This is a genomic window from Meiothermus sp. (assembly GCF_025056915.1).
In the GTDB taxonomy this organism is placed as follows: Bacteria; Deinococcota; Deinococci; order Deinococcales; family Thermaceae; genus Meiothermus.
The window spans coordinates 76,802-92,042 of record NZ_JANWVH010000001.1 but is presented as its reverse complement, the minus strand read 5'-3'; the positions used below and the strand labels follow the sequence as shown (position 1 = coordinate 92,042).

At 63.6% G+C, this 15,241-nt stretch carries 13 protein-coding genes; 5 read left to right on the top strand and 8 right to left on the bottom strand.

Annotation, left to right across the window (positions count from 1 at the left end; translation table 11 throughout):
* Window positions 1-304: 304 nt before the first annotated feature.
* Together NZN28_RS00420 and NZN28_RS00415 are read right to left on the bottom strand one after the other, a co-directional pair.
* A complete protein-coding gene (locus NZN28_RS00420) occupies window positions 305-1,006 on the bottom strand; it encodes an SDR family oxidoreductase (protein ID WP_295394472.1) in 702 nt (233 codons plus the stop codon).
* A gap of 66 nt (window positions 1,007-1,072) precedes the next feature.
* Window positions 1,073-1,579 carry a hypothetical protein gene (locus tag NZN28_RS00415; protein ID WP_295394469.1) on the bottom strand — a complete coding sequence of 169 codons (507 nt, stop codon included), beginning with the start codon at window positions 1,577-1,579 and terminating at the stop codon, window positions 1,073-1,075.
* A gap of 128 nt (window positions 1,580-1,707) precedes the next feature.
* On the opposite strand from NZN28_RS00415, the gene NZN28_RS00410 reads away from it, so the two are divergent.
* Together NZN28_RS00410 and NZN28_RS00405 are read left to right on the top strand one after the other, a co-directional pair.
* Window positions 1,708-2,145 (top strand): OsmC family protein, encoded by a 438-nt coding sequence (locus NZN28_RS00410; RefSeq protein ID WP_295394467.1) that lies wholly within the window; start codon window positions 1,708-1,710, stop codon window positions 2,143-2,145.
* 57 nt (window positions 2,146-2,202) lie between these two features.
* On the top strand, window positions 2,203-2,976 hold the full coding sequence (locus tag NZN28_RS00405; protein WP_295394465.1) for a hypothetical protein: 774 nt from the start codon (window positions 2,203-2,205) through the stop codon (window positions 2,974-2,976).
* Between the two features lie 237 nt (window positions 2,977-3,213).
* Here the strand turns inward: NZN28_RS00405 and NZN28_RS00400 are convergent, their stop codons facing one another.
* Window positions 3,214-5,985: an exodeoxyribonuclease V subunit beta gene (locus tag NZN28_RS00400; protein WP_295394462.1), complete on the bottom strand. Its 2,772-nt coding sequence runs from the start codon at window positions 5,983-5,985 to the stop codon at window positions 3,214-3,216.
* 642 nt (window positions 5,986-6,627) lie between these two features.
* On the opposite strand from NZN28_RS00400, the gene NZN28_RS00395 reads away from it, so the two are divergent.
* Together NZN28_RS00395 and NZN28_RS00390 are read left to right on the top strand one after the other, a co-directional pair.
* Window positions 6,628-7,497, top strand: coding sequence for an aminotransferase class IV (locus tag NZN28_RS00395; protein ID WP_295394459.1), 870 nt, complete (start codon window positions 6,628-6,630; stop codon window positions 7,495-7,497).
* Window positions 7,498-7,683: 186 nt separating this feature from the next.
* Complete coding sequence (locus NZN28_RS00390) at window positions 7,684-8,346, top strand: hypothetical protein (RefSeq protein WP_295394457.1); 663 nt, start codon at window positions 7,684-7,686, stop codon at window positions 8,344-8,346.
* Window positions 8,347-8,643: 297 nt separating this feature from the next.
* On the opposite strand, the gene NZN28_RS00385 is transcribed toward NZN28_RS00390, so the two are convergent.
* From NZN28_RS00385 to mgsA, 4 genes are all read right to left on the bottom strand, one after another.
* A complete protein-coding gene (locus tag NZN28_RS00385) occupies window positions 8,644-10,506 on the bottom strand; it encodes a hypothetical protein (RefSeq protein WP_295394454.1) in 1,863 nt (620 codons plus the stop codon).
* A 254-nt stretch (window positions 10,507-10,760) separates the two neighbouring features.
* Entirely contained in the window at window positions 10,761-11,678 is a 918-nt protein-coding gene (locus NZN28_RS00380) for a hypothetical protein (RefSeq protein WP_295394451.1), read from the bottom strand.
* A gap of 463 nt (window positions 11,679-12,141) precedes the next feature.
* Window positions 12,142-12,366 carry a hypothetical protein gene (locus NZN28_RS00375; RefSeq protein WP_295394449.1) on the bottom strand — a complete coding sequence of 75 codons (225 nt, stop codon included), beginning with the start codon at window positions 12,364-12,366 and terminating at the stop codon, window positions 12,142-12,144.
* 51 nt (window positions 12,367-12,417) lie between these two features.
* Entirely contained in the window at window positions 12,418-12,831 is a 414-nt protein-coding gene (mgsA, locus tag NZN28_RS00370) for a methylglyoxal synthase (protein ID WP_295394446.1), read from the bottom strand.
* Between the two features lie 79 nt (window positions 12,832-12,910).
* Here mgsA and NZN28_RS00365 point away from each other — a divergent pair, with 79 nt between their 5' ends.
* Window positions 12,911-13,630, top strand: a complete 720-nt coding sequence (locus tag NZN28_RS00365) for a ThuA domain-containing protein (RefSeq protein WP_295394442.1) — start codon at window positions 12,911-12,913, stop codon at window positions 13,628-13,630.
* A 188-nt stretch (window positions 13,631-13,818) separates the two neighbouring features.
* On the opposite strand, the gene NZN28_RS00360 is transcribed toward NZN28_RS00365, so the two are convergent.
* Window positions 13,819-15,183 carry a tetratricopeptide repeat protein gene (locus tag NZN28_RS00360; RefSeq protein WP_295394439.1) on the bottom strand — a complete coding sequence of 455 codons (1,365 nt, stop codon included), beginning with the start codon at window positions 15,181-15,183 and terminating at the stop codon, window positions 13,819-13,821.
* Window positions 15,184-15,241: the final 58 nt, after the last annotated feature.

Below are 15,241 nucleotides of genomic sequence, written 5' to 3'. Positions count from 1 at the left end.
GGTTACGCCCAGCTAACGGCGGCGCAACCCCTTCTCAAGGCCCACCGGAACCGATGGCTTCAGGCTCTGGCCCAGAAGGGTCAGGTACAGTGCAAGCCGCATGGGCTCGAGGGCCCGCCATGCCGGGTGTTGTACCGGCCTGGCCCGAACAAACCATTGAAGCGGTGCGTCGAAGCGGGAAGCAGGCATTGGAGACCCACCCCCCACGCCCATTCTGTTGAAAGTTGCTTGTAAGACCCAAGTTGGTATACCCCGTGGCCGCATGGCTGGAAGGGGTGCAGAGAGGGCAATGCTGCAAGAACCCCTAGCGGGGCGGGAAAATTTGCAGCTCCAGCACCCGACCCCTGGGGCTGCGGCTGGCCGCATAAACCAGGCTTTCGCCAATCTCGACGGGGTCTACCCAGGCCATGGGGTCGGCCTCGGGCATCTCCTTGCGGTTGGCGGGGGTATCGACTGCGCCCATCGGATACACAATCGCCACCCGCACTGCCGTACCGGCCAGCTCGGCATCCAGCGAGCGCAGGTAGGTGGCCACCGCAGCCTTGGCGGCCGCGTAGAGGGCTACGCCAGGCCCAGCCCCATTCCAGGCAGCCGCCGCCGAAATGCCTGCGATAAAGCCGTCTTTCTGACCCAAAAGCTCCGGAAGTATGGCTCGAGTCATGTAGAACAGGGTGCGCATGTTGAGGTCGAACATCCGGTCATACAGACTGGGGTCGGTGTCCTTGACGGGGGCATAAGCAAAGCCCCCCACCGTGTGAATCAGACCGTCCACCCGCCCCATCTGGGCCTTGACCTGCCGCACCAGCATCTCGGCATCGGGGTAGTGGGTCAGGTTGGCCACAAAGGCCCGCCCCCCCAGTTCCTGGGCTCGCTGGGCAATGGTGGTTTCGTAGGCATCGGCCAGGGCCAGCCGGGCACCCGCTTTGGTGAAGGACTGCGCAATGGCACCGGCAATGGCACCCCCCCCACCGGTGAGGATATAAACCTTGTCCTGAAGTGCTTGCATGGCCCGATTATGGCCCTTGAGGCGCCACCGTGCCTGTCTGTGCGCTCACATTCAATATCTGAGCCGTCATCCCCAGCGCGGACGATCCACCCGAACCCCAATCATCTTGCTCAGAAGCTCGACCAGCAGGCGCGATTCTTGTTCCTGGGTGCCAGTTGCATCGGTGGCAAACTCATCCCAAAACCACCAGTCGGGCAGATAGCTCTCGTTCACAAAAGGGCCCTCGCCGTAAAACCTGAACAGGTCGAGTTCGCGGCCCGAGCGCAGCCGAAGGCCCACCCGGAATAGCTCCTGGGTATTTCTGGCCCGGAAAAACCAGCCCCCAAAGGTCCAATCTTCAAAGCCGTAGATCACCACCTCCACCTGCTCGAAAGGAATCAGACGGGTGCGCTCCACAAACCAGAACTGCCGGTCGTGGATCATCAGCCAGCCCTTGCGGGGCTCGACCACCACCTGCCGGCAGAAGGCACCCAGGCTCAGGATGCGCAGCCGGAGCGCGGTGGTCACCACCAGGCGCGCCCCCTGTTTTTGAATGCGGGGGCCGATGGAAAACAGGCGCAAGCTCCGGCTCATTCTGGGCCGATGGTACCGCAGAAAAGGTGAGCGTATGGGGTCATTTTGCCCTGGGTCATGCATTATCCTGGGGAGGGTCGGTTCGAGGCAAAAGCCCCTGGCCGGGAAAAAGGTGTTTCGGGAGGTTTATGGCGACGAAGAAAGTGGTACTGCACCGTTTGAGCGGACACCGGTTTGTGGGCATCAACGAGCAAGGCGACCGGGTGATGGTGGATGGCGACCAACCCTCCACCGGCATGCGCCCGATGGAGCTCTTGCTGGCAGCCCTGGCAGGCTGCACGGCCTATGACGTGGTGGACATCATGGAGAAAAAGCGTCAGCCTCTGGCAAGTTACCGCGTGGAGGCTGTGGGCGAACGAGCCGAGGAGCACCCCAAGCGCTACACCCACATCGTGGTCACGCACTACGGGGCCGGGCCCAATGTGACCCGTGAGGCCCTCGAGCGCGCCGTGGAGCTTTCCCACACCAAGTACTGCTCGGTCTCGGCCACCCTGAACGCCCACATCGAAACCCGGGTGGTGGTCGAACCCTGGTCGGGCGAACAGCAACTTCAGCAGCAACAGTAAATTTTCCTAGAGCAAACCCCCAGGCACTCTCATGCAAGGCTCTGGTAGGGTTGCTTCATGAGAAGGCCGATTTTAGCTTCTGTACTGGTTTTGTCCGGTCTGGCTCTGGCCCAAACTGCTTCTCATACACCCATCCCCTGGGGCGTGTACACCCTCCGGCAGGAGCCGGGGCTGCTGCGAATTATTCGCTCGGATCGAACGCAGGTTGAAATCCGGGGGGGGCGTTTCGAGGTCAGACAGCTCGAGCTGACCGGAAAACCGCCAGCCGAACTCTGGATCAACGAGGTCTCGGGGCCAAACACCACCGCATATTTCTTCACTCAGGAGCAGGGCTTTCGCAACCTGCTCATCTACCGGGGCCGCACCGCCGGGGTGCTGGAGGTGCGCGACGCCGATGGCGACCGGCGGCCCGAAATTATTGTGGGCACCGATGTATTTGCCGACTTTGGCGGGTTGCCCCGGGAAGTGTATCCGCGCCTGACCTATATTCTGACCTGGGACGGGGTGCGCTATGTGGATGCCACCGCCCGCTTCCCCACCCTGGGCTTCCGCACCCTGTCGTATTACCGAGCCGCCCTCCGGGATGCCCTCCTGCAAAAGGACGAGGTCAACGCCCGCAGCGCGGCGCTGGGCTACTACGGGCGCGGGCTCATAACCGGTCAGGCCGACGAGGCCAGAAAGTGGCTGCTGGCCAACACCCCTCAGGCCATCCGGCGCTGGCTTCTGGACCTGGAAGGCGAGGCCATCCGGGCCATCTACACCGACCTGGCCTGCCGGGTGACGGTCAGCTACAGCCGGAGCCTGCCGCCCAGGCCGGTTTGCAACTGGTAGGACCCGCCGTCCGTTGGACTGAGCAAAGCCTCTGGCGTACGAGCCCCTTTCAAGGAGGCACAGGGTGAATGGGTAGTCGGCGCTAGCACCCGCCCCGCCTCCCTAACCTCCGCTTCCTTGCCTCATGGCGGCTGACGTTTGCAAAGTGTTCGGGCAACGACGGTCTAAGACTTTGCGCCCACAAACTGCCACGGGCTTGCCGAAGGCGTCCGCCGGAAGTGCACCCGATGCGCCAGGTCAAACCTCGGGCCTGGCGGACATCATTGGCTGTTCAGAAGGTGTGATTTCGCTGAGCGCGGCCTCCAGGAGCGCTTTCTCCAGCCGAACTACCTGGCCATGGCGCAGATACACCAGCCGCACCTCGGGTTCGACCTGCCAGGCCCGGCGAAGGGTGGCCAGATAGACCCCCAGCTGAAAGTAATACTGCTCGGGCTGCATCTCCTGGTCGGTCTTGTAGTCTTCCAGGTACCACTGCCCGCCCACCCGGTAGAGCCGGTCTATCACCCCCTGCCAGACGGTAGAGCCGATGGGCAGGGCCACGGCAAACTCGGGGTAGTCTTCGTCGCGGGGCCAGGGGAGTGCCGGGCCTAGAAGCCCCTGGTAGCTATTCAGGAGTGCCCTGACCTCCTCCATGATGCCAGCCCGCTCGTCGGGGCCGTAGGGGAACATTACCTCCTGGGCCTCGAGGTTGGCCAGGTGCGCGGGGTTGTCGGGCTGCCAGTTCTGCCCGATGGCGTAGTGGACCAGCGTCCCGATGGCCCGGGCCCGACCCGGCAGGGCCTCGCCCTCCTCGGGGTCGGGGAGCGGGAGGGGTTCGGCCTCGAGGCGCTTGTAGGCCGAGGGCGAGAAAAGCGGTGGAAAGGGCTCGAGGTCGAACCGGGCACTCACCCAGGGCGAGGAGAGGGGCTGCTCAGAGGGGCTATGCGCGGGGGCGGGCGGCGTGGGGAAGGGGCCCCAGGTTTTGAGCAGGAAATCGGGCCGGTCGTAGGGCTTGCTGTGAGGCCCCAGCCCAAGCGCCTCCAGCACCCGGGCCCAGCCCTCGGGCCTGCCCTTGCTCACGCTGCCGGTCAGGAGCAGGGTATCGCGGGCCCTCGAGGCCGCCACGTACAGAAGACGGTAGCTCTCCTCCTCCTCGAGGGCCTTCGCCCGCTCTTTGAAGGCCTCAAAGAGCGGGGTGCCCGGCAGGGCCACCTGCTGGGTCAGGCGGGGGCCATCGTCCGAGCGCAAGCCCAGGTAGAGCGGCCTTTCCTGGTGGGTGTTCCGGCGCCCTAAGTCGAACACCGCCACCAGGGGCCACTCCAGCCCCTTGGCCCGGTGGACGGTCAGGATTTGCACCCCCTCGCCCGACTGCGGCACGTCGCCGGCGTCGGCCTGGCGGGAGAGAAGCTCCAGCCGCTCCAGCAGGCCCTCGAGGCTCTGCGGCGGGCGCGGGGCAAAGTAGAAGAGCAAAGCGTCCACGTTCTCCCGGGCCCTGGGCTCCAGAAAGTCGTGGTAGGCCCGGCCCGCCATCAAGGGTTCGCGAATCAGGTACTTAAGGGCCTCGAGGGGGGCTTTGGTGCGCAGCCCGGCCTGAATCAGGCGGAGGCGCTCGTGCAGGCTGGGCCAGCGGCGTTCCAGGGCTTGCAGGGGCTCGCTGGAGCGCAGCACCTCCTCAATCTCCGCGAGCGTCAAGGGCTCCAGCACCCCCCTTTCGGTGTGCTGGCCGAAGGGGCTGCGCAAAAAAACCGCCAGCGAAAGCCCCCGCGGGTCGAGGGCGGCCCGCAGGGCGTGGTAGAGGTCGCGCACCTCCTGCCGCTCGTAGTAGCCGCGCCCTTGCAGGAGCACATAGGGAATCCGGGCCGCCGCAAAGGCCTCTTCCAGAAAGCGCACGCTCTGATAGGAGCGCACCAGCACCGCCATATCGGCATAGCGGGTCTGGGCCGACAAATCCTGTAGCCGCCGGGCCAGTACCCAGGCTTCCTGCCGGCGCAGCTCGTCGAGGTTCGGCTGGCCCTCGAGCCAGTGAATCTCCAGCCGCCCCCGCTCGGGCCGGGTTGCCTCCACCGGCGGGGCCTCCTCCGGGCCGAAGCCCTGCCCCTGCGCGGCCAGGTGTTCGGTCAGGCGGTTCAGGAAGCGCACCAGGGTCTGGCTGTGCCGGTAGGTGCGGTCAAGCGGGGGCAACCGCTCCCCCGCCCGCAAAGCCCGACGAAAAACCTCAATTTCGGCATCGCGGAAGGCGTAGATGGACTGCTTGGGGTCGCCCACAATCTCCAGGGCCAGTCCGGCCTGCTCGAGGGCCTCGAAAAAGGCCCCTTGCAGCGGGTTCACGTCCTGGAACTCGTCCACTAATAGCACCTCTACCCGCTCCAGCACCCGCCCCAGGGCCTCAGGGCGGCGGGTGAGTTCTAAGGCCTTGCGCTCCAGCTCCGAGGGCGAGAGCAGCCGGGCCCCCAGCCGGGCCTCGTAGGCTGCGTAGACGGCCTGATAGACCGTTAGAAAAGCCTGGTTGGCCTCTCCCTCACCCGGCTCGAAGGCCTCGGCCAGGGAGCGCCGGGCAAACAGGTGAAGCAGGGGCTCGGTCAGGCCGTCCGAGACCCGCCCATGCAAAAGGTGCGCGGGGTCGGCGGCCAGGTAGCGCAGGGTGTTCCACTCCTCCTCGAACCAGGCCAAAGCCTCCCAGTCGCCCAGCATGGCGAAGTCGGGGTCGAGGTGCAGGGCCGAGGCGGCCAGCCGCAGGCACTGGGCCATGAAGCCGTGAATGGTGCTGAGGGTCGCACCGGCAACCTCGAGGGCCGCCTCCCGGAAAGCCGCCTGGCTTCCCGCGGGGGGCACAAAGTCCAGGTACTGCCCCTGGCTCAACACCGCCTCGAGGGCCTGCCCCACCCGCACCCGCAGTTCGTCGGCGGCCTTGCGGGTAAAGGTCACCCCCGCAATGCGGCGCAGCGGCGTACCAGAGGCAATCAGCTCCAGGTAGCGCAAGACCAGGCTGGCGGTCTTGCCGGTTCCGGCGGAGGCGACGCGAACTTTCATGGGTTATGGGCCTTCGTCAACCGTATTTGAAAACCATGAACCATGGCCTACATATAAGCCAGGCACTTCAATATACCCTGCCTCCAGCATGGGCATTATCATCACCGCTACCGACTTCTACTATATTGCAAGTAGTGGCCCTTCCTTTGGTATCTGCCTTGACCGCAAACCATCGCTTGTTCCCCTCGGTAAAGGTCTGGTTTTTTACGAAGAACTCGAGCGCCGCCGCTAAAAAATGGGTGCAAGTCGCACTTTCCAACAGAACGCATCGTGTGCGAAGGGCACTTTCCAGCAGGCCCGCATCCTTGATGCCGTGAACGCCGCCCGCTTCCTCCAACACCTGTTGGTGCAACATCCTTGCGTATGCGACGGTGGGATAACTATAACCGCAATGCCGGTACCAATAGGTTTTGTTAGAGCTTGGCAAGGGCATGAATAATCTTCGAGTACTTCTTTACGGTTGCTCGTGCAGAGAGTTGAGCTTCGGTAGGTGACATGGTCGGCAACTTGCCAAAGAGCGACGTAGAATCTCTCTTTACCCTGCTCGTGACCTTGGAAGCTCGTTTTGTTTTGGCGGCGAGAGTCGGCATATAGCTCCTATTACTGAACAATAAATCAAACTTTTTTGTAGGATGGCAGTAAATGAAGTACGCCCTCATCAACGGAACCATTCTCGAACACGACCACGCCAGCCTGCACATTTCCGACCTGGGCCTGCGGCGGGGCTACGGGGTGTTTGAGTTTTTCCGAATTTTGCGGGGAATTCCGGTTTTTCTGGAAGACCACCTCGAGCGCTTTGAGCGCTCTGCCCGGCTTCTGGAACTCGAGGTTCCTTATGGCCGCAAGGCCCTGGTCGAGTTTATCCACGAGCTAATCTGGGTGAACGACCTCGAGCAGGGCGGCATCCAGATGCTCCTGACCGGCGGCTACTCGGAGGATGCCTTTACCCCCGGCAAGCCCAACCTGGTCATCACCCCCATCGCGGTCACGCCGCCCCCCGCCCACCTGTACGAGCGCGGAGGCAAGGTCATCCTGCACCAGAACCAACGCGAGCTGCCCGAGGCCAAAACCACCGACTACCTGGTAGCGGTGCGCCTCGCCAAGCGGGTTCGGGCCGAGGGGGCCACCGAGGTGGTCTACCACGACGGGCAGCAGGTCTCGGAAGGGGGCCGCAGCAGCCTCTGCATCATCAAAAACGGGGTGCTCCTCACCGCCCGGGAGGGCGTCCTGCCGGGCATCACCCGCAAGCACCTGCTGCAGGTCGCCAGGCCCCTGCTGCCCATTGAGGAACGAAACCTGAGCCTAGAGGAGCTTTTTTCCGCCGACGAGGTGCTCCTGACCGGGGCCACCCGGCAGGTCATGCCCATCACCCAAATCGAGGACAGGCCGGTGGGCAGCGGTCGGGTGGGGCCCTATGCCAAAGCGCTGATGGAGGCATTCCAGAAGCACCTGGACGCCTACCTGAACCAGCAGGATTTGGCGTATCAACAGCGTCTGGGACAACATCCTTGAGGATGCTTCTTGGATTTGGCGGCATCAGACAAGCGCCTGTGGGCATCCAGTGCCCTTCCACGCAGATCCGGTACAGCCGCCCATGTTGGTAGGGTACATCACGCCCCAACGCGAAAGGCTGGTCGGGAGGCGCGATCTGACCACTTGAGCATTTGGCACCGCACGGGTCAGGTAGGATGGAAGGGTATGAAAAACCTCATTCCCGCGGCACTCCTCCTGCTTTGTGCCTGCGCCCCCTCCAACGTAGCCCCGCCGGGGGCGATTGGCTACGGCAGCGGTTTCGTGCCGTTTGTATCCACCCCTCTGGCCGCGCGGGTTCAGGCCGCCGAGGGCGCAGCGGCCCTGGGCCTGCGCAGCGGCCCCGAGGGTTTTGGGTTCCAGTACACCCAGGGGCCCTGGGGCGCCGACCTGATTGTGGCGCCTCGAGGGAGTGCTTCGGCTTTTGCGCGGGCTTCCTACCTTCAGGAGGGCCTGGCTGCCGCCTTTAGCGTGGCCTGGGAAACCTATACCTCCTATCGCTACGACGGCATGAACTACACCACCGAAGTCGTGAGTGGCGGCGGGGTGGGCCTCGATGCAGGGTATTTCTGGCCCATCCCCCTGGAAACCGGTCGGGGCTATCTGGGGCCCCGCGTGTACAGCTATGTGCAGTGCCAGAGCCAGGGCAACGCCCCCCTGCGGTGCAGCGGTTTGCGGCTGAACCCTGGCTTTGGCATTGGGGTCAGCATCCCGGTAGGGCGGTTTGTGTTCGCACCGGAGATTTCGCTCTTCCTGCTGCCCCCCGACGAGTATGTGGCCGTCCCCCGCCTGGCCACGCCGTTTAGCTTCTCGCTCTCGTTCAGGTTCTGATTGATGGAGGGTTCCCCGTCGGTGGCGCCTGGTCCAGAAAAACCGTCCGTTTGGGTGGAAAGCCCAGGAACAGGTTGTTCAATCGAGGGGCCCTGCGGGCAGGCCATACCCCGGCGAAACTCGAGGGCAGGCCAAGCCATCGCGCTCGGCACAGATGCAGCCGCCTACGAAAGCGAGAATGCGCCAGGGCCGGGCCTGGCCCACGGGTGCTTGGGTTTCGAGTTTCCAGGCCAACAAGGTTTTGTTCAGGACAAAGCTTCCTCGAGCTCAATTGGCGCCTGATATGGAAAGAGCGCTCTATTTTCGGGCAATCCAGGCGCGAAAAATGCTCCCGGTATCTTTCCCGTAACCGCTCAGGGCAAGCCCCACCCGCCGGATGTGCAGGCGGTCGGCACCGGGGTAGATGTCGTTTAGAGCCCGGTACAGGACGGGTTCGTCGTCGAGGTAGGCTTGAAACCGGCTTCCATCGCAAACCACCCGCAAACGCACCGGTACGCCGTGGTAAAGCAGATCGGGAACTCGACTAAAGACCCGGTCGAAGGGGTCTTCGTAGCCGGCAAAGCGCAGGACAGCGGTCACCGAGCTTTCGTTATCGTCGAGGCACAGGGTTACCAGCAGATGATGCCGGGCATCCTGCCAGAAACAGACCCCGGCCCGGCTTTGCTGGTTTTGCCCTCTGGCCTGGCCAGGAGGAAGAATTTCGACCTCCAGGTCGGCCAGATTGGGGCTGTCCCAGGGCATGGTATACAGGGAGTGCTCTCCCCCAGCGGCTTCGATGCAAACCCCCCCCTCCGCCGGCATTAGATTTCCACGTCCCAGGGTGGGTTCCCAGGAAATCAGCAGATCTTCCGCAGCACGGTTCAGGTAGGGGGCAAACACCGTTGTCTGACCCCTGGCCTGCCAGGGCTGACCCAGGTCCAGCTCGGGCGGCAACACCACTTCACGCGGATGCACCTCGAGGTCGGCAGCCTGCCCGACCAGCCCTACGCCGACTTCGTCGGCCAGGCGATGCTCATAGATGGGGTGTTCGGAAAAGAGGGGCCGTCCATCCAGGGTAACGATGAGGGCTTTTCCATCGTCCAGAACCTGCACCCAGTGGGGTTGCTGGGCCTCCCCGCGGTAGGGTTCTGCGGCCAGCACATACTGCTGAAGGCCATACTGCAAGCGCAGGCGGACTTCCTGATTTTTCAGTTCCAGAGCCAGGAAATGCCCTGGGTCGCGGTAACGCCAGATCAGGCTGGCGGGCGCGGTCAGGCGCACATGAAACAGCCCACCGGCTTCTTGTGGACGCAACATCAGGCCGGGGCCGTGCAACTGCCATACCCCGCCATGAGCCGCTTTGCGCCCCAGTTGGGGCTGGGGGTCGGCCAGCAAGGCCGTGCCGTGCGCGTGCCAGGCCGGAATGTGCAAGACCCGCACCCCATAGACGCGGGTGTCAACCCGGTGCCCCCGCTCCCCCAGGATGGACTGGTGAACCCCTGCGTACAAATCCCCTGCCGTCAGGCTGTAAGGGTCTATGGTCAGGGGCCGCAGTCTGGGCAGGGCGGGCAGGTGGCGGCTGCCCTCGAGCGAGCCCGCATAAAAAGCCACCCCCTTCTCGCGCAGCACCGAAAGCAGGTAAATCGGGTTGTTTTGCACGCCCAGGAGCAGGTGCTGCAAACCCCGCACCTTCGCTGCACACAGCCGGCCATTCTGGCAGGGGTGCCCCTGCATCACCAGGGCCTGCCCGGACTCGAGGGGGTTGGTTGGCACCGGCTGGTCAAACCAGCCCACCGCCAGATTTTCCCGCAGGGTCTGGGGGAAAAAATGCGCCTTGAAGGGAATCCGGAGGGTTTCACCCGCCTGGCCGCCGACCAGGGGTGGCGGCAGGGCGCCGGGGGGTACGGTTTGGGAGTTGTTGTGCCCATTCAGCATCAGAACCCCAAAGGCCAGTCCGGCCCTGCGGGCAAAGGGGCCATAGGCGATTCCTTGGCGGCCCCAACCGGGCGTGTCCAGGGGGGCAAAGCGCAAAACCCCGTCCTCCACCGAGATTTTGGCCTCTACATCTATCCCCAGGCGCACCGCTCCACAGTCACTGGCGCTGCCAATCACATCGCCATACAGCACTTCCTGCGTGAAGCGATCCAGGATTTCGGCAGGGGCGGTCTTGGGGGGTCTCATGCGGCGGTCACATCGCTTTTGTAACACTTTATGCAAGCGCTCATAACCGCGGCGTGAAGAGGAAGGAGCCGCAACCATCGGGAATTAATCCTTCAAATCGTTACCACTCCTCCTGAACCCACTCGGCTGCGAAACGATGGCATAACGTCCGGAGATAACGAGCAGGCCCCACCCTGGCCGACGGCAAGCCACCCAGCAGCTCTGAAGCCAGATTTTCCACCTCTGGGTGGGGTATGTGCGAAAAGCAGAGCCTTTCAGCGGCAGACATCGCTCTCGACACGAAACCAGCGCTGTCCGTTGAGAAAAGTCTTATCGCCCTCGTATTCGACCCGCAATCGCTCGACCCCACCCCCGTCCACATTGAGCAGCAATACCGCGCTGTTTGGGGTGGCCGACTCGATGCGCCAGCGTCCCAGAACCCGACCATTGCCCCCGCTCGAGGCCGACGCGCCGGGTACGTTGATGGTGGTGAGGCTTTCGTCGAGGTAGGCGAAGCTACCGTCGGAGCACAGGTGCAGGGTGCGCTGTTCGGAAATACCCCCGCCCCCACCGCCCGAGTTGTAGCTGGAGAAATACTTGAGCATCTTGCCGGCCAAGAGCTGCGTCCACTGTCGCGTCACTCCGGTAGGGGCCGGAGGTGCGGGCTGGGGCCGTGCCGCCACGGGAGCCTGAAACTTGGTGGAGCCTGCAAGCCCCTCCAACAGTTGCCCGTAGAGGGCCTCGTTCTTTTGGGGGCCGGCGTAGAAATAGACCACGTGGTTTCTCGAGCCCAGCAAAGCCAGCGCCCGCCCCACATACTGGCTGTTGAGGTAGCGGGCCGTCACCCTCGAGCCTTGCGTCCTGACCGAGCCCACCAGTTCCAGCACCACTCCGGCCCCCAGGTCTTGCGCTTCGTTCAGGGCGGCCACCACCTGGGCGGGGGTCTGGTCTTTTATAAAAATCACCAGGCCAACGCCCTCCACACTGTTGGAACCCAGCACCAGCACAGCCTGCCCACCCTCTTCTCTGAAGGCACCTAACCAGCCTTTGGGCAGGGTAAAACGAATTCCGAGCGTAGAGGAGATAACCTGGGCACCGCCTTGATATTGCTGATTGGGCCTCAGCTCGACCTGCCCCGCCGCCATTCCACAAACCACCCACGCAGCCCACAACGCCTGTTTGAAATGCTTCATTGCTGGCCTCCTGGGCCTGAGTATTGGCCCCCTGCGTCTCACCAGCATCTCAGTGCAGGGTGGTGTCCAACCGGCCAGGCGCAGAACCCCATGCCTGTTTGGTGCGCAACCTTCTGGCCACACAAGCGCCAGACCCGATAGCCAAACAACCCCAACAAGCCGGTGTATTCAACTATACCCCACTGCTTTTCGTAGAGGTCGAGCCTGTCTCGCCTGGTCTGTGGAGCCAGCAAGGCCGGCTTTCCAGTTGGCCAAGGAGCAGGGAATACGGGAGGTTGAGGGACGACTCAACCGCGAACGGGCCGTTCGCTTCGCCGATTGGAGTAAGTCGCTCGAGTTTGGGCATCCGGCCCGGTCATGGTGGTCTTTTGCCACGAAACCTTGCACGACCGGACGTCAGGCAGTTTTTTACAACTGTCCTGGATGGCTACTCGCACAGCCCGCCGCTTTGTCCGTTGTTCTGTTAGGCCTGGATGCGGTGGACAGGCGGAGCCGGAATCTCCTCGCTTCGTGCACCTTGCTGGATGCCGATCAGGAAGCCCATCTTCATCAGGGCGATGATCTGCTCCGTCTGACCCGACTTGACCAGCTCGTCCACATACTCTGCCAGACCCGGTGGAAAGGGCATCTGCTGCAAGGCTTCGCGGTTGGCCTCCACCATTTTTTGAATCCACTCAACCGGTGTCATACCTACTTGCTAATATAGCACTCAACTTTTCTAACATTCGGGTTTTTGCCACTATCGCAAGTCTTGTGGCTCTGTGTGCCGCTCGTTGGCCGATAGCTCGCTTTGCAACCAGGCCAGCACGGCCTCGGCGGCGGCCAGGTTGGTTGCAAGGGGAACGTTGTGAACATCACAGACCCGCATCAGGGCCTGCACATCGGGTTCGTGGGGCTGGGCTTGAAGGGGGTCGCGCAAAAAAATGACCGCCAGCACCTTGTCCTCCGCAATCATGGCCCCAATCTGCTGGTCGCCACCCAGCGGCCCCGAAAGCATCCGGGTCACACTCAGACCGGCTTTTTCTTGCAACAGTCGTCCGGTTGTACCGGTAGCGACCAGGGGAAAGCTCGAGAGCAGGTCTTTGTGGTCTTTGGCGAAAGACACCATGTCGGTTTTCTTGCCATCGTGGGCGATGAGGGCCAGTACCTTCATGGGCATTATTGTATGGCCCTACCCTTCCAGAACCATTGCGATATAGTGACCCTGGAAGTAGTCGGGAACCCAAAGCCCTATGACCAAAGTCACCATCTGGAACGAGTACCTGCACGAGCGCCGCAACGAAGCCGTTCGCCGCATCTACCCAGAGGGCATTCACGTCGCCCTGGCGCAGGGATTGCAGGGCCTGGGCGACTTCAAGGTGCGCACGGCCACCCTCGAGGAGCCCGAACATGGGCTGAGCGAAGCGGTTCTCGAGGATACCGAGGTGCTGATGTGGTGGGGGCATCTGGCCCACGAACAGGTGAGCGAGGCCGTGGTCGAGCGGGTGCAGTTGCGGGTGCTGTCGGGCATGGGCCTGATCGTGCTGCACTCGGGCCACTACGCCAAGATATTCAAGCGCCTGATGGGCACTTTTTGCAGCCTCAAGTGGCGCGAGGCCGGAGAGCGCGAACGGCTTTGGAACCTGCGCCCCGACCATCCCATCCTGCAAGGCCTGCCGGAGTATGTGGAGCTTGCCCAGGAAGAGATGTACGGTGAGCGCTTCGACATCCCCGAGCCCGATGAGCTGCTGATGATCTCCTGGTTTCAAGGGGGCGAGGTCTTCCGCAGTGCCTGTACCTGGACGCGGGGCCACGGACGCATCTTCTACTTCCGCCCCGGCCACGAAACCTTTCCCACCTACCACCACCCCCAGATCCTGCGCATCCTGGCCAACGCCTGCATCTGGGCCCGGCAGCGGGTTAGCCTGGACGTAACCCAGGCCCCCCATCAGGCCCCCCTGGAGCCCTTATGAAGGTCGGTATTATCGGGGCGGGCGGCATTGCGCAGTGCACTACAAGGGCTATGTGGCCAATGGCGCCGAGGTCGTGGCGCTGGCCGACATCCACCCCTTGGCCTTCGAGGCCCGCCAGCGCGCGTGGAAGGTTCCTCAGGTGTTTGCCGATTAGCGCGACCTACTGGCAGAATACCGAGCGGGTCGCTTCAGTTTAGGGTTCGACTCCCACCCATCAGCGTGCGGGCCCGCTCGAGGTAACTGCTAAGGGTCTGGTGCCATTCGTCCGCCGGGTGCAGGTAGGGCAACACGGCCTCGCTCCGCGAAACAATCTCGTCCGGGCGACGAAAACCCAGCTGGGCCAGGGTATCCACCACCATCTGCTGCGCCGTAACCCAGTCGCGGCTCCCTTCGGGGGCTTCTTCGCTGGCTTTGGTGTAGTGCTCGAGGGCCTCCTCCAGGTGCAGCAGGTCGTAGGCCAGGTTGCCCAGAATCAGATAACCAGCGCTCAGGCTGCCCAGCCGGATGGCCTGGCGGGCGGCCCGAGAGGCTTCTTCGTAGCGGCCCAGGCGGTAGAAAATCTCGGCCAGGTCGCCATAGGCTTCCCCCTGATAGCCATACTCGGGGTCGCGCATGACCTCGCGCAAGGTAGCCTCGGCCTCGGCCAGCTCGCCCGCTTCCAGGTAGGCCACCGCCAGCTCGTGCAGGGCGTAGCTTTTGTCGGGGTCTTCGGCCCGTCGCACAGCCTCACGGAAAGCCTCGATGGCCTCGCGGGGGTGCCCCAGTTGCATGAGGGCCTGTCCTTGAACCAGGGGGGTGCCGTGGGCCGGCTCGGCCCCCTCCCGCTCCCTTGCCAAAGCCCGCTGGATGGCATCCAGGGCCAGGCTGGGGTTGCCCAGCAAAAGCTGGCTGCGGGCCTCGAGGTAATACCGGGTGGCCGCGTCCTCGGGGTCCTCGAGCTCGGGGGTATCGGGCGCGGCCTCCTGAAGGGTCTGTAGGGCTTCGTGGCCCATTCCGGCCTCCACGAACATCGCCGCTGCATCAATCAGGTTCCAGTAGCGTTCCAGCCCCACCGCCAACCGCGCGGCCTCCTTGTAGGCGGTTGCGGCTTCGGCGGCTTCTCCCAGGCGTTCCAGGGCCTTGCCGCGCAGGGTGTGGGCCCGCCAGGCCAAAAAAGCGGGCAGCTCGAGGGGCCGGTTCAGAATTTCCAGGGCCTCTTCGGGCAGGCCCAGGTACATCAGGGCCTGGGCCCGGTGATAAAGGGCGCGGGGGTCGTCGGTCTGGGGCAGGATTTGCCGCACATCCTCCTCCGAGGCGCCCTCCAAAGCCCGCATCTCCCCCAGGATGGCCCGGTAACGGGGGTGGGCCTCGAGGGCAGGCACGCTGCCCACACCCTCCTCCAGGGCTCGGTTGGCCCCCTCGATACCCCCTTCCCCGTACAACGAGTAAGCTTCGGCCAACAGCAAGGCCGCCTCGGCAGCATCCTGCCCCTGGGCCAGCGCCAGCGTGCGCACCAGCGCCTCAAACGCCGTGTCGTAGTCACCTTGGTGGAGGGCCTCGAGAACCGCCTGCATTCCAACCTATTCTAAGGCGGAAAGCTGAAAGCAATGAATGTCCAGGGATGAACAGCGG